General features: G+C 37.7%; 19 protein-coding genes and 1 pseudogene. 14 read left to right on the plus strand and 6 right to left on the minus strand.

Annotated elements, in window-relative coordinates:
• The first annotated feature begins 18 nt into the window (after positions 1–18).
• The 6 genes from LC040_00350 to LC040_00375 all read left to right on the plus strand — a co-directional run bounded on the left by LC040_00350 (position 19) and on the right by LC040_00375 (position 8,593).
• Positions 19–1,560: a GNAT family N-acetyltransferase gene (locus LC040_00350; GenBank protein ID WLR51390.1), complete on the plus strand. Its 1,542-nt coding sequence runs from the start codon at positions 19–21 to the stop codon at positions 1,558–1,560.
• Positions 1,561–1,621: 61 nt separating this feature from the next.
• Positions 1,622–2,164: a glycerol-3-phosphate responsive antiterminator gene (locus LC040_00355; GenBank protein WLR51391.1), complete on the plus strand. Its 543-nt coding sequence runs from the start codon at positions 1,622–1,624 to the stop codon at positions 2,162–2,164.
• A gap of 223 nt (positions 2,165–2,387) precedes the next feature.
• Complete coding sequence (locus LC040_00360; GenBank protein WLR51392.1) at positions 2,388–3,230, plus strand: MIP/aquaporin family protein; 843 nt, start codon at positions 2,388–2,390, stop codon at positions 3,228–3,230.
• Positions 3,231–3,280: 50 nt separating this feature from the next.
• Complete coding sequence (glpK, locus tag LC040_00365) at positions 3,281–4,774, plus strand: glycerol kinase GlpK (protein ID WLR51393.1); 1,494 nt, start codon at positions 3,281–3,283, stop codon at positions 4,772–4,774.
• 185 nt (positions 4,775–4,959) lie between these two features.
• On the plus strand, positions 4,960–6,648 hold the full coding sequence (locus LC040_00370; protein ID WLR51394.1) for a glycerol-3-phosphate dehydrogenase/oxidase: 1,689 nt from the start codon (positions 4,960–4,962) through the stop codon (positions 6,646–6,648).
• Positions 6,649–6,853: 205 nt separating this feature from the next.
• Positions 6,854–8,593, plus strand: coding sequence for a phospho-sugar mutase (locus LC040_00375; GenBank protein WLR51395.1), 1,740 nt, complete (start codon positions 6,854–6,856; stop codon positions 8,591–8,593).
• 178 nt (positions 8,594–8,771) lie between these two features.
• Here the strand turns inward: LC040_00375 and LC040_00380 are convergent, their stop codons facing one another.
• Positions 8,772–9,017, minus strand: a complete 246-nt coding sequence (locus LC040_00380; protein WLR51396.1) for a YhdB family protein — start codon at positions 9,015–9,017, stop codon at positions 8,772–8,774.
• 140 nt (positions 9,018–9,157) lie between these two features.
• On the opposite strand from LC040_00380, the gene LC040_00385 reads away from it, so the two are divergent.
• Both LC040_00385 and LC040_00390 read left to right on the plus strand, forming a co-directional pair.
• Entirely contained in the window at positions 9,158–9,349 is a 192-nt protein-coding gene (locus LC040_00385) for a DUF5370 family protein (protein WLR51397.1), read from the plus strand.
• Positions 9,350–9,420: 71 nt separating this feature from the next.
• Positions 9,421–9,951: a type 1 glutamine amidotransferase domain-containing protein gene (locus LC040_00390; GenBank protein WLR51398.1), complete on the plus strand. Its 531-nt coding sequence runs from the start codon at positions 9,421–9,423 to the stop codon at positions 9,949–9,951.
• Positions 9,952–9,990: 39 nt separating this feature from the next.
• Here LC040_00390 and LC040_00395 read toward each other — a convergent pair whose 3' ends face one another.
• Both LC040_00395 and LC040_00400 read right to left on the minus strand, forming a co-directional pair.
• Positions 9,991–10,731, minus strand: a complete 741-nt coding sequence (locus LC040_00395) for a YkgJ family cysteine cluster protein (GenBank protein WLR51399.1) — start codon at positions 10,729–10,731, stop codon at positions 9,991–9,993.
• A 171-nt stretch (positions 10,732–10,902) separates the two neighbouring features.
• A complete protein-coding gene (locus LC040_00400; GenBank protein WLR51400.1) occupies positions 10,903–12,060 on the minus strand; it encodes a HAMP domain-containing sensor histidine kinase in 1,158 nt (385 codons plus the stop codon).
• 196 nt (positions 12,061–12,256) lie between these two features.
• On the opposite strand from LC040_00400, the gene LC040_00405 reads away from it, so the two are divergent.
• The 3 genes from LC040_00405 to LC040_00415 all read left to right on the plus strand — a co-directional run bounded on the left by LC040_00405 (position 12,257) and on the right by LC040_00415 (position 14,586).
• On the plus strand, positions 12,257–12,391 hold the full coding sequence (locus LC040_00405) for a hypothetical protein (protein ID WLR51401.1): 135 nt from the start codon (positions 12,257–12,259) through the stop codon (positions 12,389–12,391).
• 111 nt (positions 12,392–12,502) lie between these two features.
• Entirely contained in the window at positions 12,503–13,180 is a 678-nt protein-coding gene (locus LC040_00410) for a response regulator transcription factor (GenBank protein ID WLR51402.1), read from the plus strand.
• Positions 13,180–14,586, plus strand: coding sequence for a HAMP domain-containing histidine kinase (locus tag LC040_00415; protein WLR51403.1), 1,407 nt, complete (start codon positions 13,180–13,182; stop codon positions 14,584–14,586). Before LC040_00410 ends, LC040_00415 begins: the two co-directional genes overlap by 1 nt.
• A 750-nt stretch (positions 14,587–15,336) precedes the next feature.
• Here the strand turns inward: LC040_00415 and LC040_00420 are convergent.
• On the minus strand, positions 15,337–16,845 hold the full coding sequence (locus LC040_00420) for a nitrilase-related carbon-nitrogen hydrolase (GenBank protein ID WLR51404.1): 1,509 nt from the start codon (positions 16,843–16,845) through the stop codon (positions 15,337–15,339).
• Between the two features lie 160 nt (positions 16,846–17,005).
• Here LC040_00420 and LC040_00425 point away from each other — a divergent pair, with 160 nt between their 5' ends.
• From LC040_00425 to LC040_00435, 3 genes and pseudogenes are all read left to right on the plus strand, one after another.
• Entirely contained in the window at positions 17,006–18,415 is a 1,410-nt protein-coding gene (locus LC040_00425; GenBank protein ID WLR51405.1) for a SpoVR family protein, read from the plus strand.
• Positions 18,416–18,907: 492 nt separating this feature from the next.
• Positions 18,908–20,821 (plus strand): hypothetical protein, encoded by a 1,914-nt coding sequence (locus LC040_00430; protein WLR51406.1) that lies wholly within the window; start codon positions 18,908–18,910, stop codon positions 20,819–20,821.
• A gap of 60 nt (positions 20,822–20,881) precedes the next feature.
• Positions 20,882–21,517, plus strand: a pseudogene (locus tag LC040_00435) (SpoVR family protein).
• A gap of 108 nt (positions 21,518–21,625) precedes the next feature.
• Here the strand turns inward: LC040_00435 and ugpC are convergent.
• Together ugpC and LC040_00445 are read right to left on the minus strand one after the other, a co-directional pair.
• A complete protein-coding gene (ugpC, locus tag LC040_00440) occupies positions 21,626–22,723 on the minus strand; it encodes a sn-glycerol-3-phosphate ABC transporter ATP-binding protein UgpC (protein ID WLR51407.1) in 1,098 nt (365 codons plus the stop codon).
• Positions 22,724–22,853: 130 nt separating this feature from the next.
• Entirely contained in the window at positions 22,854–23,741 is an 888-nt protein-coding gene (locus LC040_00445; GenBank protein ID WLR51408.1) for a helix-turn-helix domain-containing protein, read from the minus strand.
• Positions 23,742–23,944 lie beyond the last annotated feature (203 nt).

Raw genomic sequence — 23,944 nt, forward strand, 5'->3', positions numbered from 1 at the left:
ATGGAAAGGACGAATTCCATGTCGAAGCTTGATTTATCCAGATTTGAGAAAAAAATGATTATTCGTAATATAAAGGAAAGCGATATAGATGCACTATTAAATTTGCAAAAGGTTTGCTTTCCAAACATGGAACCATGGGAACGAGCGCATTTACATAGCCACCTTAACCAATTTCCAGAAGGGCAGTTTTGTGCTGAATATGATGGGCAAATTATCGGTTCTTGTTCTAGCTTGATTGTAAACTTTGATGAGTATGATGATAAGCATACATGGGATGACATAACTGATGAAGGCTACATTACAAATCATGATCCAGAAGGGTATAATCTGTATGGAATTGAAGTGATGGTTCATCCTGAATTTCGCGGTATGAAAATCGGTCGGCGCTTATATGAAGCTCGAAAGGAATTAGCGCAACGTCTAAATTTGAAAAGTATTATCATCGGAGGCCGTATTCCGAATTATCATAAGCATGCACATGAAATGACACCGAGGGAATATGTAGAAGAAGTCTCACGCTCAAACATTTATGATCCTGTTTTGACATTCCAGTTGATGAATGGCTTCACGTTAATGCGTATTAACCCTGGTTATTTACCGGATGATCGCCAGTCTCAACGCTATGCTACATTAATGGAATGGAATAACATTGATTATCGTCCAACGACAAAGCGTCATTTCAAAACGGCTTTCCCAGTTCGTATTACAGCGATTCAATATATGATGAAGAAGATCAATTCATTCGATGAGTTTGCGCAACAAGTTGAATACTATACAGATGTGGCAGCGGATTTTGGGTCAGACTTTGCTGTTTTCCCAGAAATTTTTACAACGCAGCTTATGTCGTTCTTAGATGAAAAGTCACCGAGTCAGGCGATACGCAAATTGACCGAGTTCACAGAGGAATACATTGAGCTATTTAATGAACTTGCAATTAAATACAACATCAACATTGTCGGCGGTTCTCATTTTGTTGAAGAAAATGAGAAGATCTACAATATTGCTTATCTATTCCGCCGGGATGGAACGATTGAAAAGCAATACAAGCTTCACGTAACACCGAACGAAAATAAATGGTGGGGAATTGCCGGCGGTGACAAAGTGAAAGTGTTTGACACTGATTGCGGTAAAATTGCCATTGTGATTTGTTATGATATTGAGTTTCCTGAAGTAGCAAGGATCGCGACAGAACAAGGCGCAAAAATTATTTTCGTTCCATTCTGTACAGACGACCGTCAAGGCTACCTGCGTGTAAGATATTGCGCTCAAGCTCGCGCGATTGAAAATCAAGTATATACGGTCATCGCTGGTACAGTCGGAAACTTGTCTCAAGTGGAGAATATGGACGTGCAATATGCACAATCAGGTATCTTCACGCCATCTGATTTCGAGTTTGCTCGTGATGGTATTGCTGGAGAGTGCCACCCGAATATTGAAACAGTTGTTGTCGGAGATGTAGACTTGGAGATTCTACGACGCAAACGAAAAACAGGTTCTGTCACACAACTTAAGGATCGCCGCTTAGACATTTATGGTACAGTATATAAGCAAAAAGATTAATAAATAATAGCCGTGTATCCCGTTGGGTAGACGGCTTCTTCCATGACAAGGAGGAATGTCTATGTCGTTTAAGAATCAAACCATCCTACCTGCTGTCCGTCATATGAAAGATTTCGATAAGCTGCTAGGCAGTTCATATGAATACTTAGTTTTGTTAGACAGTCATATTAGTCAGGTGAAGAGTATTGTTCAAACAGCAAAACGACATGATAAGAAAATGTTTCTGCATGTCGATTTAATTCAAGGATTGAAAAACGATGAATTTGCTACAGAATACCTTTGCCAAGAGATCCGGCCTGCAGGGTTGATTTCTACAAGGGCGAATGTGATTGTCACAGCAAAGAAGAAAGGGATTTATGCCATTCAACGGCTATTTTTGCTCGATTCCCATGCTTTAGAAAAGAGCTACCGCCTGCTTGAAAAAACAGATCCTGATTTCATAGAAGTGTTGCCAGGCGTAATGCCAAATATGATTCATGAAGTGAAAGAACGGACCCAAATTCCAATTTTTGCAGGAGGGTTAATCCGAACTGCTGATGAGGTACAGGCTGCATTAGAAGCAGGGGCAAGCGCTATAACAACTTCAAGAAGTGGTTTGTGGTAAAAAATGTAATGTGAATGATTTATTAACAATTTTTCATCCATTGCATTGACAACGCTTTCAAAATCTATTAGACTAACAACCAAGTTAATAACTGTGACGGAGACGAGGAGATCCACAACAAACCCTGCACTTAGCTTCTAAGTGTTGGATGGTTTGTTGTGGATTTTTTTGTTTTTTGGGGAAATAACTTCATGTACATTACGTAAACAGGAGGTAAAAGAATATGACGCCTTTTATTGGTGAACTAGTTGGTACGATGATTTTAATTATTCTTGGTGGCGGTGTCGTCGGCGGGGTAGTATTGAAAGGCTCAAAGGCTGAAAATTCTGGATGGATTGTAATCACATTTGGATGGGGACTAGCAGTGGCTATGGCAGTCTATGCTGTTGGTGGTATAAGCGGGGCACACATTAACCCTGCAGTGACACTTGGACTTGCGGCTGTTGGAGATTTTGCTTGGTCAAAAGTTCCTTTGTACATTACAGCCCAAATGATTGGAGCGTTTCTCGGTGCAGTCGTTGTATTTTTTCATTACCTACCACACTGGAAAGTTACCGAAGATAAAGGGGCAAAGCTGGCTGTATTCTCAACTGACCCTGCGATTAGAAGCTTGCCTGCGAACTTAGTAAGTGAAGTGATTGGTACATTTGTGCTTGTGTTAGGAATTCTTGCAATTGGGGCAAATAAATTTACAGAAGGGTTAAACCCCTTAATTGTAGGCTTTCTAATTGTTTCAATTGGTATGTCTCTTGGCGGAACAACAGGGTATGCGATTAATCCAGCTCGTGATTTAGGTCCGCGCATTGCTCATTATTTACTACCTATAATCGGAAAAGGTAGTTCAGATTGGAGCTATGCATGGGTTCCTATTGTTGGTCCGATCATTGGTGGTATTTATGGCGGCTTGTTCTATCAAGCAGTTTTCAAAGGTGAAATTACGACAATGTTTTATGTCTTTTCAATTATTGTTGTAGCCCTATTTGCAGTTGCAATTTTAGGAGAAAAAAGTGATGCTAAAACGAAGAGGGTAGCGAAAGAAGAAGCGGCAGAAATTCATCAAAATTAGATTTCACCTATAAAATATAATCATGGACTAAAAGAAAGGGGAACGAAAACATGGAAAAGAAGTATATTCTTGCACTTGATCAAGGTACAACAAGCTCACGCGCCATTTTATTTAATAAAGATGGTGAGATTGTTCATAGCGCTCAGAAAGAGTTTCAGCAATATTTCCCACATCCAGGGTGGGTGGAGCATAATGCAAATGAAATCTGGAGTTCTATTCTTTCTGTTATCGCAAGTGTTCTATCAGAATCTGGAGCCTCAGCTACAGAAATCGCAGGTATCGGTATTACAAATCAGCGTGAAACGACAGTTGTATGGGACAAGAAAACAGGCAAACCAATTTATAACGCTATCGTATGGCAGTCTCGACAAACAGCTGACATTTGTGAAGAACTGAAAGCGAAAGAACATAATAAATTATTCCGTAATAAGACAGGGTTACTTATAGATGCGTACTTCTCTGGAACGAAAGTAAAGTGGATATTGGATAATGTAGAAGGTGCACGGGAAAAAGCTGAAAATGGCGAGCTTCTATTCGGTACCATTGATACTTGGCTTATTTGGAAGCTTTCTGGCGGTAAGGCGCATGTAACGGATTATTCAAATGCATCACGGACATTGATGTACAATATTTATGAACAGAAGTGGGACGATGAACTTCTTGACATCCTTGATGTTCCGAAATCAATGCTTCCAGAGGTACGTTCTTCTTCTGAGGTGTATGGAGAAACAATTGATTACCATTTTTTCGGTTATAACGTGCCGATTTCAGGGGCAGCTGGTGATCAACAGTCTGCACTTTTCGGACAAGCTTGCTTTGAAGAAGGAATGGCGAAGAATACGTACGGAACTGGATGCTTTATGCTGATGAATACAGGTGATAAGGCTGTAACCTCTGAAAATGGCCTGCTGACAACAATCGCCTGGGGACTTGACGGAAAAGTTGAATATGCCCTTGAAGGAAGTATTTTTGTAGCAGGCTCTGCTATTCAATGGCTTCGCGATGGTCTGCGTATGTTCAATGATGCAGCAGACAGTGAGAAGTACGCCACACGTGTAGAGTCAACAGACGGTGTCTATGTCGTACCAGCCTTCGTAGGACTCGGAACGCCTTATTGGGATAGTGATGTGCGTGGAGCGGTATTTGGAATTACACGCGGCACGGAAAAGGAGCACTTTGTCCGAGCAACACTTGAATCACTTGCATACCAAACGAAAGATGTGTTAGGTGCAATGGAAGCTGATTCAGGTATTTCATTGAAAACTTTACGAGTAGATGGCGGTGCAGTAAAAAACAATTTCTTAAGCCAATTCCAATCTGATATTTTAAATGTACCAGTGGAACGCCCTGTTATTAATGAAACAACTGCCTTAGGAGCGGCTTATTTAGCTGGGTTAGCAGTTGGTTTCTGGAAAGATAAGAGTGAAATTGCGTCACAATGGCATTTAGAGAAACAGTTTGAGCCGAAGATGCAAGAGCACCAACGAGAAGAGCTGTATAAGGGCTGGAAGAAAGCTGTTAAGGCAACAATGGCATTTAAATAAAAAAGCATTGTAGATTATTCAGGTAGCGTGTGCTACAATGGAATCAAGTTAATAGTCGGTTGGAGAAACGGAGAGACCACAACTTCCTTGGGGATTGTATGCCCTAAGGTCTAGTTGTGGTCTTTTTGTATAGCTTGGTATCGGGTAAACATATACTGACATCAGGAAACGAGGAGGCAATGAAAATGAAACGAACATTTTCTAGTATAGAGCGAAATAAAGTGAAAACTGAGTTAAAAGATAACGAATATGATGTACTTGTCATTGGAGGCGGGATTACTGGCGCAGGTATTGCCCTTGATGCAGCAAGTCGGGGAATGAAGACGGCACTAGTTGAAATGCAGGACTTTGCAGCCGGAACATCCAGCCGTTCAACAAAATTAGTTCACGGTGGTCTGCGCTACTTAAAACAATTTGAAGTGAAGATGGTTGCAGAAGTTGGGAAAGAGCGTGCAATTGTGTATGAAAATGGTCCACATGTAACAACACCAGAGTGGATGATGCTTCCGATTTATGAAGGTGGTACATTCGGGAAATTCAGTACATCTGTTGGCTTACGTGTGTATGATTATCTTGCAGGTGTTAAGCGAAGTGAGCGTCGTTCTATGTTGTCACGTGAAGAAACATTGCGTCGTGAACCGAACTTGAAGAAAAACGGTTTAAAAGGAAGCGGGTATTATGTTGAATATCGGACAGATGATGCTCGCTTAACGATAGAAGTAATGAAAAAAGCTGTTGAATATGGTGCTCTGCCTTTGAATTATGCAAAGGTTGAAGGCTTCGAATATGAAAACGGAAAAGTCGTCGGCGTTCATGTAGCCGATCAACTTCGCGAAGAACCATTTACAATTCGTGCAAAGAAGGTTATTAATGCAGCAGGTCCATGGGTAGATTTGCTTCGTGATAAGGATAACTCTAAGAAAGGAAAGACACTACATCATACAAAAGGCGTTCATCTTGTCTTTGATCATTCTGTATTTCCTCTACAGCAAGCTGTCTATTTTGATACACCAGATGGGCGCATGGTCTTTGCGATTCCGCGTGATGGAAAGACGTATGTGGGCACAACTGATACAGAATACAAAGGAGATCTCGCTCATCCACGTATGACTAAAGAAGACAGGGATTATATTTTAGATGCGATTCAATTTATGTTTCCAGATATCCATGTAACTGAGGATGATGTTGAATCAAGCTGGACAGGGCTTCGTCCACTTATCCATGAGGAAGGAAAAGATCCGTCTGAAATCTCTCGTAAGGATGAGATCTTCTTCTCAGATTCAGGCCTCATTACAATTGCAGGCGGAAAACTGACAGGTTATCGAAAAATGGCTGAGCATGTTGTCAATGTGGTTGCAAAGCAGTTTAAGGAAGAAGGTTATAAAGCATTTAATACGTGTCAGACGAAGAACATGCCAATTTCAGGCGGAGAAATCGGTGGTTCAGATAAGCTGGATGCATTTGTAGAAACGAAAGTAGCAGAAGGCATGAAGTTAGGGTTAGATCTTCAGGAGGCTGAATTACTTGCACGCCGTTACGGTTCAAATATTGATACTATTTACGACTATATGAAGTCTTTTGATACGGAGGCCTATCCAAAACTTAATTCATCAATCTTTGCACAGTTAAAATATGCGATAGAGCAAGAGGCGGCAGCAACGCTTGGGGACTTCTTTATCCGCCGTTCTGGTGCATTATTCTTCGACATTAATTGGGTCAAACAGTGGGAAGAAGCTGTATCCGATTATATGAAAGATAAGCTTGGCTGGACTGAAGAGGAGACGGAACGATATAAGGAAGAATTGCATACAGAGTTGAATGATGCACTTGTTTCTCCAGAAGAAGAAAACAATTCCACAAGAAAAGCGATATAATTGAGTAAGGGGCTAACCATCCCCTTGCTCTTTTTTTGAAAAAGGCAGAGCTCCACAATGAATGGTCCATTATTATCAATTGTATTTCTAGGTTTTAGGGTAAGGGCATAACTTTTCTCAATGTAAATGTTTTGCAAATAAGCAGGAATGAGGTACTCGCTATCGAACTAGAAATACTAAATTGTTTTTATTCAGGAGGTCTTTAATGAGCTGGAGAGAAAAATATGAACGCTGGCAGAATGCTTCGTTAGAAGAAGAATGGAAAGCTCTTTTAACAGAGTATGCGGGTGATGAAAAAAAACTTGAGGATTGCTTTTATAAGGAACTAGAGTTTGGAACAGGTGGTATGCGTGGGGAGATTGGTCCTGGGACGAACCGTATGAATACATATACGATTCGAAAAGCCTCAGAAGGGCTCGCGCGTTATATTGAGGAGCATGGTGAGGAAGCAAAAAAACGTGGTGTAGCAATTGCATATGATTCACGTCGTAAATCACCAGAATTTGCACTTGAAGCTGCCAAAACACTCGGCAAGCACGGTATTCAAACATATGTTTTTGACTCCTTGCGTCCGACTCCGGAGCTCTCATTTGCTGTCCGCTATTTAAATGCTTTTTCTGGTATTGTCATTACAGCTAGTCATAATCCGCCTGAATACAATGGATATAAAGTATATGGGGAAGATGGGGGACAGCTGCCACCTGAACCTGCCAACGCAGTAATTAGAAAAGTAAACGAAGTTGATAATGAATTAGAAGTTGAAGTTGCCGATGAAGAAGCTTTAAAAAATGAAGGGCTTTTAAAAATGATCGGTGCTCAAATTGATAAAGCATATACAGAACAATTAAAAACGATTTCACTTCAACCAGAACTATTTGCTAAGAACAAAGTTAAAACGGTGTTTACGCCGCTTCATGGTACGGCAAACCTTCCAGTTCGCGCTGGATTTGAAGCGCTTGGTTATACAAATTATACAGTGGTTGCTGAACAAGAGAAGCCTGATAGTGAATTTTCAACGGTTGCTTCTCCAAATCCTGAAGAGCATGCCGCATTTAAATTAGCCATCCGAGATGGGGAAGCAGAAGGAGCAGATCTTTTAATTGCTACTGATCCCGATGCTGATCGACTTGGAATTGCGGTAAAGGACCCAGATGGCGATTATATCGTGTTAACTGGAAATCAAACAGGTGGACTCCTTTTGGAATATTTATTATCCCAAAAACAAACGAAAGGTATTTTACCTGAAAATGGCGTCGTTATGAAAACAATTGTAACTTCTGAATTGGGTAGACATATTGCTCATCAATATCAATTAGAGGCAATTGATACACTGACTGGATTTAAATTTATTGGCGAGAAGATTAAAGAGTATGAGCAGTCTAAACAATACACATTCCAGTTTGGTTACGAAGAGAGTTACGGATATCTTATTGGTGACTTTGCACGTGACAAAGATGCTGTCCAAGCCGCGCTTCTTGCAGTTGAAGTATGTGCGCATTATAAAGAAAAGGGTATGACGCTTTATCAAGCATTGATGCAGCTTTTTGAAAAGTATGGTTATTTCAAGGAAGACCTCGTTTCCATGACATTGAAAGGAAAAGAAGGCGCTGAACAAATCGACCATATTCTTACTTCTTTCCGTAATGAACCACCAAAGGAAATAGCAGAACAGGCGATTCTTATTCAAGAAGATTACCGTTCCCAACAGCGCTTACTAATGAAAGAAAACGTAACAGAAACGCTCACCCTTCCAAAAGCTAATGTCTTAAAATACTTCCTTGAAGATGGTTCCTGGTTCTGCTTACGACCTTCAGGAACAGAACCGAAAGTGAAGTTTTACTTTGGAGTGAAAGGCGATTCACTTCAAGATAGCTATGACAAGCTTGATAAACTGAAAACAGCTGTGATGAGCAGAATCGATGAAATTTTAACAATAACGAAATAAACTTGTACCCGTGCGTTCATCGTACGGGTTTTTTTATGTAAAATGAAAAAAGATTTGCAAGGAAAACGAAGCATTTAGTAAGATGAAAATCCATCAATGATTTGCATACGGAAGGATTCAGGAATGTCCACGTATATAAACAAAGGAAGAAGTTCCTTCTCCTTCCTTTGTTCTTTTTTTAATAATCGGCAATTGTTGAAACATCAATTGGTGCAATATCTAACGCGTGATCAAGGTACTCAAATAGTGAATCTGTTGTATGTTGAAGTTCCTTTGCTTCATGTTCGAAGTGAAAGGCATGTAAGAAATGTTCAATCTTTTTTGAAAGAAAATCGTCTTTTGTACGGACCATTAACAACATTAAGTTATCCCATTCATTTCGATACATATAGTACAATGCACGGTCGTAATCGACTGAGTTCATTATTACATTTCCCCTTTTCTTGGAGGGTCAAGCTTAGTGTATGTTGATGATCGAGAAGCTAACGTTGTAAATGATGGACAGCTCACACGTACATACCATTTTTGTCTTTGCAAATAATAAGTTGCAAAGGAGTTGAGAAAATGGGGGCATACGAACGAGAAGGCTACCAGTTTGAGGTGGAATTCAGTCAGGTCCAACAAAAAGGTGCTATGCATGTATACAAAAACGGTGAGTATAAGCAGGAGCTACCATTTTATTTCCAAGGACACTTTCCAAATAATGACCAAATGGAAGAGCTAATCGAACAATACTTGTCATCAAATCGTCAATAAGTTTTTGTTTAGAGAGGCGTACAAGCGGTAATAGCATATATGTACACCTTCTAAAAGGAGCGGATACACTGATGAGTAAAGTAGCAAAAATCGCAGTTCTGATGACAAGCATGTTTGAAGATGTTGAATATACAGATCCAGTACAAGCATTAAAAGACGATGGTCACGAACTTAAAGTGATCAGTGATGAAAAAGGTAAAACAATAAAAGGTAAGCAAGGTGAAGAAGAAGTAACAGTTGATGAAGGCATTGATAACATTTCTCCAGAAGTATTTGATGCATTGTTGCTTCCTGGCGGCTTTTCACCTGATATTCTTCGCGGAGACGAACGGTTCGTAGAATTTGTCAAACATTTCATGTATGCAAATAAACCAGTGTTTGCGATTTGTCATGGCCCGCAGCTACTTATTACAGCAGGTACACTTTCAGGTCGAAGTGTAACAGGATTTAAATCCATTCATGTTGACTTAAAAAATGCTGGTGCCAATGTCTTTGACGAAGAAGTCGTCGTTTGCGGTAAATTAGTTACAAGTCGTGAACCGAAAGATATTCCGGCGTTCAATAAAACGATCGGTGAAGTGTTACGAAAAGAATACTCCTAAGGAAAAACCTCCTTGCCACAATGGCGAGGAGGTTTTTGGTTACAGATTTAATTCACGCTTTAAATGATTTGGTAAGTAGTCATATTCAAAAAGGTCATCTGGGTAATTCAATGTTTTCATTTCTTCTCCACCGTAAAGGAGGGCTTGAATTAATTCATTTAAAGCTTGGAAATAATATTCATGAAGAAATTCATAGCTGAAAGGCTCTTTCGGTACCAGGTTGTCTGCACATACTTTTGGGCTGGCATAGTTCAAATAGGTACGGCACGGTGTTGGCCGTGCTTCATATGCTACACAAGTGTTTGTTTTTGTATCTAACATTGGACAAGGTAATTGCTTAGCAATATATTGATGTTTGAAGTCAGGATTTTCTTGAAAATCTAGCTGACATGCTGATTCAATTTCAGGCTGTTGTTCCTCAAAATAGCGTTTTAAATGATTTAAAATCCCCTGTCTTTCATCCTCAGGCAAATGTTTGATATGCTGAAGAATAATTTTAGCTTCAAGCTTCGTAACAATAATTGGAAAGTAACAGCAATGGGCACAGCCGATAAAACAAGTCGGCTTAATATCAGCTTTTGCCTCAATCTTTTCAATTTCATTATCCAATGTTTTCAATAGCTGAAGATAAGCTTGAAGCACAAGCTCATCCGCAGAAGATTCTTCATCCTGCAAAAGCTCATCGATTTTATCATAAAATGACGAATCATCCGGCATATATTTTTCATTTATATCACGACATACTGTAAGAATTTCTTCGTATGTTAGAGGCTGCTTCATATGACTCACTCCTTAAAAAGCGTACAATACGAAAATACGCAACCTCTATCATACAGGAAAAACGAAAAAAACAATAGAGGTCTACTTTTTGCAAGCTGATACAGAACTTTGAGCGAGAAATAAAAAGTCCACCTAAGCCTACGGGGCTCCGTTTACTTAGATGGAAGATGATTAAGTGTGTAATACTTTTTTTGTTTCATTAGAGGGTTTGTAGGTTTGCTTTTCTAATTCAATCGAAAAGGTTGTGTAAGAAGGATTGGAATCTAAGCAAATACAGCCGCCGTGCTTTTCAATAATTTGCTTGCAAACAAACAGGCCAATTCCAGTACCGAGCTCTTTTGTTGTGAAAAAAGGTTCGAAAATGGTTTTTTTAGCGGTTCCTTCAATTTCCGGACCATTATTAGTAATGGAAATGATGAATCGTTCAATTGTTTCATTTAGCGATACAGTTATTATTTTATCATTCTCATTGTTATGAAGTGCATCAATCGCATTAAATAAAATATTAATGAGTACTTGTCTAATTTCATCCCGATAGCCAATAAAGGAAAAATTAGAATTGATTTCTGTCGTTAAGTTTATTCTGCTATTCAGTAGACTTGGGTATATAAAATCTAAGATCTCATGGATTAATTCTTCAACATTGAATTCTGTTTTTGTTGGGCCGATCGTTTCTTTTTTCGATAACATTAAGAATTGTGATACTCGGAAGTTTAGTTGTTCCAATTCAGCAGAAATAATATCTAAATACTTAAGGTCAGGATATTCATGCCTTAATAATTGGTTAAACCCTTTAATAGAAGTAAGAGGATTGCGAAATTCATGCACAAAGCTTGAAGTCATTTGACCGAGAATAGAGAGACGGTCTTTATGGGTAGCGTTAATAAAGTTTATTTTATCTTGAAGCATTTCATTTTTTAAGTCAGTATAATGGGAAACAGCATAATAAATAAATCGGTCAAAGCGCAAGTTCACTTCATTAATTAGCGGCTGAACGGAAGCAACATCTAAGTCAAGCTTATCTAGAAATTTAAACAGCTGACTCCTGCCAAGGTTTACATTGTATACAAATTCGCCAATGTTAATATTAGCTTCAAGTCTCTCTTCAGCGACTTTGTGAGCAAGCCTTCTTAAAGTATCTTCATTAATATCTTCTTCAAGGTTATCTAATATTAGATTAATCATGGCTAACCCATTATCAACGATTGTATTTTGATACGGATCTGTGCTTGAGACAATGAGTTCTTTCTTCCATTCGTGTATGATATTATCCATATTGCTTATAATGAAGTCTTTAAAAACATTAATAACCATTTCAGGATTATGCATAATTTCACCATCTTAATAAGATTTGTATATAATTATAATCGATTAAATAAAGGTAATGAAGTTAAAAAATCTAAAATTTTCTAACACTTTCAAGTTAAGACTGACTCTAATTGAATTCTAATAATCCTCTCATCTTATTTTCGTTTTTATTGTGTAAAATAATGGACATTATATAAAGAGAGGAGAAAAGTAGCCGTTGAATTTCAAAAGTTGGGTCATTATTATTGTCCTGCTGCTTTCTATTTTGGGTAGAGTATTCATCCCAATTATGCAAGCGGAGCAGCACCAAGTTGTTCACCCGTCACAAAATCACACATCAGTACAGCAATAAATATCTTTTTCCTATACATAGAACTTGGACAATAGGTAAAATAAAAAAAGAACGCAACCCGGACAAAATAAAATGGGTTGCGTTTTCAGTATTCAGGCGAGGATGATGGTTATGCACAAAATACTGGTAATTGAAGATGAAAAGAATATAGCACGATTTGTAGAGCTGGAGCTTAAGTATGAAGGCTTTGAAGTGGAATGTTCTTATGACGGACGTGAAGGGTTAAATAGTGCCCTGAATACAGAATATGATGTTATCTTATTAGATTTAATGCTTCCGAGCCTTCACGGAATTGAAGTATGCAGGCGAATTCGCAGTGTGAAAGATACTCCCATTATCATGCTCACTGCGCGGGATAGTGTAATGGACAAAGTAACCGGCCTGGACAGCGGGGCAGATGATTATATTGCCAAGCCATTTGCAATTGAAGAACTGCTTGCACGGATACGCGTGATTTTAAGGCGCGAGGAGAAAGGACAGCAGGCAGATATGCACGAAATTTTACGATTCAAGGATCTGGAAGTCGATAAAGATTCTCTTATTGTAAAAAGAGGTGAAGAAACGATTGATTTAACGAAACGCGAGTATGATTTATTAGTCATTTTAATGGAAAATGTAAACCGTGTCTTAACACGTGAAATCTTGCTTGAACGAGTTTGGGGTTATGGTTCATATGCAGAAACAAATGTTGTGGATGTGTATGTTCGATATTTGCGCAATAAGATTGATCGAAAAGGTGAAGTAAGCTATATCCAAACAGTTCGTGGCACAGGGTATGTGATGCGCTGATGGAACGACTCTACCGGCGATTTTCACGTCTTCCAATTAAATTAAAGTTAACCCTTTGGTCGTCTTTATTATTATCATTATTGTTTATCTTCTTTAATGGGATTGAATATAATATTTTGCGAAACTGGATGACAGATTTAGAAGAGCAGCAAGTGAAAGATAAAATGTCTGAAATTCAGGCGTACTTTTCTGGAAAAGAAAATCCAACTCTAACATTAGATGATATTCAAAAAAGCCGTTATTTTATTGAGCAAACGAACGAAAAGAATGAATTAATTCGTATTTTAGATAGAAAAGGAAACGTTCTTCTTTCTGTTTCCGACCAGATCCCAGAGAATTTCAGTTTACCAATGATAGATACGCAGAAGATTCAGCATATTGAAGTTGCTAATGAAAGCTATCTTGTTTTTCAGTCGCCGATTCAAATCAAAGGCTTTGAAGGAACAATCGAAATTATTCAAAGTCTAGAAAGGTTTGAGCAGCTGTTACGATTAGTGTTCATCATTATGGTAACGGCGACTGCTGGAGCTGTGTTGCTTAGTATCTTCGGTGGAATGTGGATAACACGACAAATGCTTTCACCAGTTAAGAATTTGTCGGAAACAATGAACAAAATAAAACGTGAAGGCATGCACGAGCGAGTGGAAACAAGGGATCATAGTCATGATGAACTAACAGAGCTGTCACAAATTTTTAATGAAATGATGGATGAATTGGAAAAGTCGTTCAAACAACAAAAGCAGTTTGTAGAAGATGCTTCTCATGAATTGAGAACCCCAATTTCCGTGCTGGAGGGTCACCTTTCGATGTTGAATCGTTGGGGAAAGAAAGACCCTGCCATATTAGAAGAATCGATTTCAGCTTCTATCCAAGAGACGCAGCGCTTGAAGCACCTTGTGATGGAGTTATTAGAATTGACACGTGTTGATTCGGAGCGGTTCTATCAGGACACAGAGGCTCTTGAACCAGAGCCAATTATTGCCCATCTGGTAAAGAATTTCAAAATTCTCTATCCGCAATTTCACTTTTTTCAAGATCTTTCATCGATCAAAGGCAAGAAAATTCGGATTAAGCCGCAGCATTTCGAGCAAGTGCTGACAATCCTGTTGGATAATGCAGTGAAATATTCAGGCGGAAACAACTATGTAAATATCCAAACAGAAGTTAAAAATGACCGAGTGCTTGTGACAATTGTGGATGAAGGGATTGGAATTCCGAAAGAGGATTTACAGCATATTTTTGAACGCTTTTACCGAGTTGATAAAGCAAGAAGCCGTGAATTAGGCGGAAATGGATTAGGGTTGGCGATTGCTAAACAATTAGTTGAGCGCTATCAAGGTATGATTCAAGTGGAAAGTACAGAAGGGGAGGGAACAAGTGTCACGCTCCAATTCCAAGCTGTATAAGTAAGAGTTTACGATTTCTCATCAAAATCTCATTTTCTTTTAAGATGGTTATCATCTCAATGTTGTTTAATAAGAATATGCAAGACCTAAGCAAGAAAAGTCCTATTCCATTGGAGGGGTTTATGATGTTGTTTGTTCGTTTAATAATGATTGGGTTCTTCTCATTTACCGCATTGTCTTTAATGGGTTTCCAATCGGTCGAGATTGTCCAGTCATTCTTTGACATGTTCAACCATAAGTAAAGAAGCCTAGTGACAAAGAGTGTACGGATGATGGCAAACATACACAAAACCTACAGGGCTATATAGGTTTTGCGCCGATCAACATGACCTCATAAAGCAGAAGCGATTATTTTCTCTCATACTCCTTCTTGAAATAAAATAGGGGCAACCCCAAGCTGCTAAAAGTAAATCGCACTGCTTTGGTCATCTCTTAAAAGTAGGGAAATGTTGATTGTATTTAATGCTGACACTTCCATGTCTTCTTCAGAACATTACGCAAGACAAAGAGTGAATAGGGTGTCATTGTTGTCTGTTATCGAATGGCTGAAGGGCATGAATGATGTTATGCATTACACAGAATTTATTTGTTCGTATCCTTGCTTAAATTCGACCCACATTTGCAAAATGAATTTAAGCTGCAACAAGCTTGACAGTCCATAATATTTACACCCCAAAACCAATAAAGTCCGAAAGCCCATAGCGATAATGCTGTGGGTTATTTTTCTACAACACAAATAAACAGATCCCACTAGGAGATCTGTTTATTTGTGTTGTGAGGCTTGGGTGCAGACATCGAACGCTTGGGGAAGCCAAGAATAAGTGAGATAACTGAAAGAGCAGTCACGAATATGCCAAACCAATCACCAAAAGGAGTATATAACGTGCTCTTCTTATTAATCATCACTTCGCCTACTGCAGCCTCTTGTTGATTAACTGTTGTCATTGCCGCGATTTTACCACTTGGCTGAATGACCATTGAGTTTCCTGATACGCTTGCAGAGCTTAGGGCTGTGCCGTTTTCAACTGCTCGAAAAATACTATCTGTGGAAGCATAGAGTGGAAAGCGCTCATTTCCTTCAAAGTCATTGTCATCAGGGATAAGCAGAAGATCGGCTCCATTGCGCACAAGCTTTCTTATGATATCGTTTCGGTGCTTATCCCAGCAAATTGCTAGACCGACATTTCCATACTTCGTTTCAAATATTTCGAAGGTTTCAGGACCAGCTGTGAATCCGTAATCTAATTCGCCGCTTGTCATTTGGAGCTTTGCTCGTCTGCCAACTTCCTCGCCGTCAGGGCCAATCAGCATTGCTGTATCGTGCATCCCTGTATCGCTATTCCATACGAAATCAACGACAAGGTAGATATTCAGTTCCTTTGCTAAGTCTTTTGCTTGTTGAAGCATCGCTGGGTGGTCGGAATTTGTGAACTCATTTTCGCTCCATACGACAAATTGTGGCTTGTGTTCTTTCACCACTTCTCGTGTTAATGTTTCATTTACCTCAAAGATTGCTTGCATCATTTCTTCTGAATCAGCTACATAACCATCACCAGCTTTTTCACTACTTGCAAGCTTTGTAATCTCTTCATTTTGCGAAATCATATCACTGATGGCAGCTACCTTTACGACTTCATTAGATGAGGCTTGATTGAAGAAACTGATTCCAATCATCACAATTGGCAGGAAAAGCCCAATTAAGTAAGGAGGTTGAAGCTTTCTTGTCTTCAAGTAATGGCTGACTAACAATGCAAAAGAGCTGTTAACAAGCAGGATTAAGAACGTTAATAAGGCAAAACCGCCAAGCGCAAGTGGCTGCAATGTAACAGGATTATTCCATTGAGACTTACTAACAAGCACAAACCACCAATCTTTTGTAATGGGTGCTACAAATCGTAACCATTCAAAAGCTGTCCAAATGATTGGAATCATAAAGATTTTATAGCGTAGTGGTACTCTGTCTTCCAAGCTCTTTCCTAAAGAAAGAATCTCCGCAAATAGAAAGGCAACTAACAGGATTAAAAATAATCCTAACCACATTCCCATATATACGGGGTACCAATTGTGTACACCGATGGACCAAATAAGCGTCGTAATGAGAGCCAACCATTTCCTTTCTTTATATTCCAACCCTTCAAAAGCGACAAACAGAGGAACAAGTGCAATCCATGCCAAATACCACTGATTATAATTCGGCATACTAAGGACGATTAGTAAGCCTGACAGAATAGATAAGCTGATTCGTACGGTTCGATTCATCCTAGCCTCCAAATAAAATTTTTAGGTAAATTATACCATATAAAATAGTGGGATAACTCTGGAAATTTGTCTATAGATAATAAAGTTGTCTTCCTTTTTCATGAATTCCTTATCTCTTTCATAAATTGGTGTAAAGGTACATGCAAAGGGGAGATAAAATATGGCGCGCTCGACTCATAAGGAGCTTGAATATGCGATTGATGAAATAACGGAAATTGCGAAAGGGTTTGGGTTAGATTATTTTGATATGCGTTATGAAATCTGTCCGGCAGAAATCATTTATACGTTTGGTTCTTACGGAATGCCGACGCGTTTTTCTCATTGGAGCTTTGGCAAGCAGTTTCATAAGATGAAGCTTCAATATGACCTTGGCTTAAGCAAGATTTATGAGTTAGTCATTAACTCAGATCCATGTTATGCGTTTCTACTTGATACGAACAGCTTGATTCAAAACAAGCTTATTGTAGCCCACGTATTGGCGCATTGTGATTTCTTTAAGAATAATATTCGCTTTGTAAATACAAAGCGGGATATGGTCGAAAGTATGGCTGCTACTGCACAACGTGTTTCGAATTATGAGCATGAATACGGGAAGGAAGAAGTAGAGAAGTTCTTAGATGCGGTTCTAGCAATCCAAGAACATATTGACCCTTCGATTCTTCGCCCGCAGCTGGCTTGGTCGATGGAGGATGAAGAAGAGGAAGTTGAAGAGGTTCAAAAAACGCCATATGATGACTTATGGAAAATGGACCAGCGCAACAAACAAACAGAACAACCGAAGAAGAAAAAGAAGTTCCCACCAAACCCGGAAAAGGATATCCTTCTTTTCATTGAGGAGTACAGCCGTGAATTAGAAGACTGGCAACGTGACATTCTCACAATGATGCGTCAAGAAATGCTCTACTTCTGGCCGCAGCTCGAAACGAAGATCATGAACGAAGGCTGGGCTTCGTACTGGCATGCGCGGATTCTGCGTGAAATGGACCTTACAAGCGATGAATCGATTGAATTTGCAAAGTTGAACGCAGGGGTTGTGCAGCCATCTCGAACTTCAATCAACCCATATTATCTCGGCTTAAAGATCTTTGAAGATATTGAGGAACGATACAACAATCCAACAGAGGAAATGAAAAAGCGCGGCGTCGAACCAGATTCTGGACGCGAGAAGATGTTTGAAGTGCGTGAAGTTGAATCAGATATCTCCTTTATCCGCAACTATTTAACGAAGGACCTTGTGCTACGCGAGGATATGTATTTATTCCAAAAGCAAGGTAAGGATTATAAGATTGTTGATAAAGAGTGGAAAGGTGTCCGTGACCAGCTTGTCAATATGCGCGTGAATGGCGGCTTTCCATACATCACAGTAAATGATGGAGATTATTTAAAGAACGGCGAGCTTTACTTGAAGCATTGGTATGAAGATATTGAGCTTGATTTGAAATATTTAGAGAAAGTGCTTCCGTACGTACACCAGCTGTGGGGAAGAGCTGTTCATATGGAGACAGTGGTAGAGAAGAAGAATGTGTTGTTTACGTATGATGGGAAGAATATGCATCGGAAGTATTTGTAGGTTAAACAAACGTTGGATTAAGGGAGAGCTGCTGAGTATTCAGTGGCTTTTTTATTTATTTTTTTAAAGGAATGTGAAAATATACAAACTGAATCTTTATTCGACAAATCTCGAGTGGTGCGAGGCACTTAAACCAATTTATTGAACAACAGATCGAAAACATGAAAAATAAAATTGATAACATTAAGGAAGTATTGTCTAAACAACAATATTGGCTTCCAGTTTTACAAACATTGAAAAAAAGGAGAGAGACTATCTCAAACACTGAATGGCGTTTACTAATCACTGAAATCGTTGATTCACTTCTTATTTCAAAGCAGTCAAAATCCAAAACCAAATGCAAAATAGAATTGAAATTAAATTACGACTTATCTTCAATAAAATTTACATATTATGAATATTAAAATTGTCATAATTCCATGAAAATAATTGGAGGAATATGTAATTATTTGTAGAAATTACTCTATTAAATAAATTATTGGGGTGTTCTAATTGGAAAAAGCGAGTGAAAAAATAATAATCAAAAGTATAGTTGGTCCACTTCAAGCTGATGAGTTTTTTTATGATTCAGAAATAATCACCAACTATATATCATTAAAAGGGGAATCTTTAGTTGAAAGAGACCCTCTGATTGCAGCAATTTTGGATGGAGAAAAGCTAATTCTTACAGGTGTAAGAGGAACCGGGAAGACAATGGCTTTAAAAACATCTGAAGCTTTATTAAAACAAAACATAAAGAATAGATTTACAGGAGAGATTGAAAACCTCCCTGTTTCAATTTCTTTTGCAGGCTTCAAGAAAGAAGTTTCATTACAAGAAGAAACTGACATGAATGATGAAGAGTTAAAAATAGCTAAAGAAGTTTTTAGAGGTTATTTCTTTATGACCTTATTAGATGCTGTCTTAGGAACAATTGAAGAGTTGGAATTAGATAATAATGTGGCTTTTAATCTGTTTGGCATTAGGACTAAGCTAGGTATAAAAAAGGAAATAAATAAAGCAGTACAAACCTTTAGAACAATAGGTTTTAAGGAGTTAATTAGGTCTAAAACAAGTGGTGCTAATGTTGAAGCGGGTATCAATATAAAAGCAATAGAACTCAAATTTACTCCAGAGATGATTAATGGGGAAACAACACAGGAAGTAACTTTAAATGATATGCAAAAAACAGCACTATTTAAGAAAACTATAGAATCAATTTGCTCTGTCTATAGTATACAGAGAATTCAGTTGTTATTTGATGAAGTTTATTATTTGAAATTTTTACAACCAGAGTTTTTTGATATATTATTCGGATTTAGGAATTACAAAAAGGTAACTTTTGCTATTAGTGCATATCCCACATATATGGACTTAGGGGAAGATTTTGATATTCCAGATGATGCTAAGGAAGTAAATGTATCTTCAATTCTTTATAAACCCACTAAAATAGAGTTTGAACGACCTTTAATTAGATTAGTTGAATCAAGATTAAGTAATTTTGGAAATATGGATATCAAAGAAGCAATTACACTTGATGCACTAGAATATTTAATCTTATTAACAAATGGAAATCCAAGAATGTTATTACAAGCAATAGATTATATTTGGCAAAAGAATGCAAAGAAAATTCGAATTTCGAATATTACAAATGATATTCTTATATATATGGTTAATTCCTGGTATATAGATTTTATGAAGAAGCAAGCCAAAAGATATAAAACAAATATAAATAAAGTCGAAGACTTTTTGAAGGTTGTTATAAAACGCTTAAAAGAAAGAAATGAAAGAAGTGAAGTGGCAAGTACGTTTTTCCTAATATCTGATGATATAAAGCGATACTTTAATGATACAATTGATGTTCTCCATTACTCAAGAATAATAGATACATACAAAATTGGAGATTTTGGTGGAGGAACTTTTAATAAAGGTCAAACTTATTTTTTAAACCCTATGGTAGCTATATCATTTGGTGTTTTTTCTAAAAATCAAATATCCAACTTAGTAAGTCATATAAAAAATAGTATAGAAAAAGATCGAAAAATTCAGTTTGAGAATCTTGAAAAATTCTTAGTTGAATTTGAAGCTGGAAGAACATTATCATGCCCTAGATTTTTGGATGGTAATTGTGTTGATGCAAAATGTAAAGGGACTTACAGTGAAGAGTGGACTATATGCCCTTTCCATCCGGGATTAAGTCTTGAAGTAAGTGAAGATGATACAGGGGATGAACTGGAATTATTCGACACTAGTGTTTTAAATATCTCTAGCTTAATTCTAGAAAGATTGAAAGAAGCCGGAGTTTCTAAGTTACAGCATATTTTAGATCTTGGTTATGATGGACTAGTACAAATTAGTTACATAGGTGATGTTAGGGCAAGGAACATCCTTTACTTAACTAACGAATTTATTAATGACAATATTTAGTAAGTTATAATAAATCACTAAGCAAAATAAATCCTATAGATTTTTAAAACACCTTAACAAAACGAAGGCTGGGCTTCCTACTGGCATGCGCGGATTCTGCGTGAAATGGATCTTACAAGCGATGAATCGATTGAATTTGCAAAGTTGAACGCTGGGGTTGTTCAGCCATCTCGAACTTCAATCAACCCATATTATCTCGGCTTAAAGATCTTTGAAGATATTGAAGAACGATACAACAATCCAACAGAGGAAATGAAAAAGCGCGGCGTCGAACCAGATTCTGGACGAGAGAAGATGTTCGAAGTGCGTGAAGTTGAATCAGATATCTCCTTTATCCGCAACTATTTAACGAAGGACCTTGTGCTGCGCGAGGATATGTATTTATTCCAAAAGCAAGGTAAGGATTATAAGATTGTTGATAAAGAATGGAAAGGTGTCCGTGACCAGCTTGTTAATATGCGTGTGAATGGTGGTTTTCCTTATATAACGGTTAATGATGGAGATTATTTAAAGAACGGCGAGCTATATTTAAAGCATTGGTATGAAGATATTGAGCTTGATTTGAAATATTTAGAGAAAGTGCTTCCGTATGTTCATCAGCTGTGGGGAAGAGCTGTTCATATGGAGACAGTGGTAGAGAAGAAGAATGTGTTGTTTACGTATGATGGGAAGAATATGCATCGGAAGTATTTGTAGCGATAAGTCAATTATCAATTGAAAAGTGTCTTTTCTTTGTTATGGTGAGAGCCCACTGAAAAACATAAGTTTTTCAGTGGGCTCAAATAGTTAGGCTTTCTTTTCTTCTTATCGAATGCGCTGTTCTGAATCAATATCGAAAAAGTGTGCTTTGTTCATATTTAATGCTAAATCAATGCTATCTCCATTTTGGATATTAGTACGGGCATCTATACGAGCAACAAAGCTTTGGTCATTCACCTTTGTATATAAAATAGTTTCTGCTCCCATTAATTCTGCTACATCAATTGTACTTACGATCTTTGTAGCAGGACTTGATTCAATGAATACAGGTTCATCATGGATATCTTCAGGTCGAATACCCATTACAATTTCCTTGTTCTCATAACCTTGTTCGCGTAAAGCTTTCATTTTTCCCTCAGGAATTTCTATCTTTACATTGTCCATAACAAAGTGATTGTCCTGTAATGAACCTTTGAAAAAGTTCATCGCAGGAGAGCCAATGAAACCGCCAACAAAAACGTTTTCAGGGTTATCATATATTTCTTTTGGAGCTCCAACTTGTTGAATGACTCCGTCTTTCATTACAACAATACGAGTGGCCATCGTCATAGCTTCTGTTTGGTCATGTGTTACGTAAATCGTAGTTGTATTTAAACGTTGGTGTAGATTTGAAATCTCAGTCCGCATTTGAACACGTAGCTTAGCATCTAAATTTGATAAAGGCTCGTCCATTAAGAAGACCTTGGCATCACGAACAATCGCACGACCTAATGCAACACGTTGGCGTTGTCCACCAGAAAGTGCCTTAGGTTTTCTGTCTAATAATTTATCCAGACCTAAAATACGAGCAGCTTCTTGAACACGCTTGTCAATCTCAGATTTACTAAATTTTCGCAATTTAAGACCAAATGCCATATTGTCATATACATTCATATGTGGGTAAAGTGCATAGTTTTGGAAGACCATTGCTATATCGCGGTCTTTTGGATCGACATCATTTACGCGGCGGTCATCAATATAAAAGTCACCTTTTGATATTTCTTCTAAACCAGCAATCATTCGAAGTGTTGTTGACTTACCACAACCAGATGGTCCAACAAATACGATAAATTCTTTGTCTTGAATATGAAGGTTAAAATCCTCCACTGCCGTTACTTTATTATCATATATTTTATAAATATGCTCGAGTTTTAACTCTGCCATGTCATTACCCCCTAAAATGTTATCGCTTTCTTGGTATTCAGTTTAAAGAAAAGCGATAACAATTATAATGTGTAGGGTGCATGAAAAAGAAAATTTACTTTTGTGCAGGTTTGACAAAAAAGCAGCTGCTTCAAGTTGTCATTTTGCCTAAAATCGCTAAATAAACAGCAAATGCTCCTTTCATTTGTTTCACATCAATACCAGTTTTGTTAATAAATTTATCTATACGATATTGTAAGCTGTTGCGGTGGATATAAAGCTTTTGTGCCGCTTTTGTATTGTTTAAATTGCACTCGATATACACTTTTATGGTTTCAATTAAATCAGGATCAATGTCTTCAAGAATGTTTTGTGAGATTTCATTTGTTAATTGATAAGAGTCATGAAAATAAAGAAAAGGTATGGCATCTTCCAAGTAAATGACATCATCTTTTTTTAAATAAGGATATGCAGCGTGGAAACAATTTTTTTCCCATACATAGGCGTCTTTAATGGTTACTAATGAATCTCTTCTCTTTCCAACAAAAAGTGTAATTCTGCTATAGAAGTCAGCCATCAATGTTTGAATCATTTGTTGAATTGCAAAGTTATCAAGTCTTTCTTCACTATTTTGAATAATAATAATTCCTTCATATGGTGAAGTCCATAGGATTGTTAGCTGAGACGGTATAAGTCCCGAAATCGCTTCCTTAAAGTCAGTAGGATCAATAGAGGGCTGTGTTATATGAAAATAAAGGAATTGCACATGTTTTACATCAGATAATATGGAGGAAGGAGGAGAAGCATTAAACAAAATGTCGTCCCATATCTGTTCTGAATGAGACAATCGTGATTGGACATACGTAATCGGTGTTAAAAAAAGTGCCAATAAACTTTTATCATGCTCTGACAACGCCGTTCTTTTAATCCCTACCATCGTGCCATTGTCAAATGAGTACCAGTAATATTCCTCAGGCACATCACTTTTTCCTATAATTAAATTATCTTTATAATAACGTTGAAGATTTTCGAGAACCAAATTTATCCTCACCTTAAATTTAATATAAAAATTTATTTTATTATAACAATGTTTATAAATATCCTAAATGAATGGGGAGGTATTTTTTTAATACATTCTAAGAATAGTCTTTAAACAAAGGAAGAAAACAAGAATTTCTAAATATAAAAGTTATTTCTAATAAAACCACTATTGACTTGGTGTTATATCAACTATATAATCAA

Source organism: Bacillus tianshenii (assembly GCA_020524525.2).
Lineage (GTDB): Bacteria > Bacillota > Bacilli > Bacillales > Bacillaceae_N > Bacillus_AV.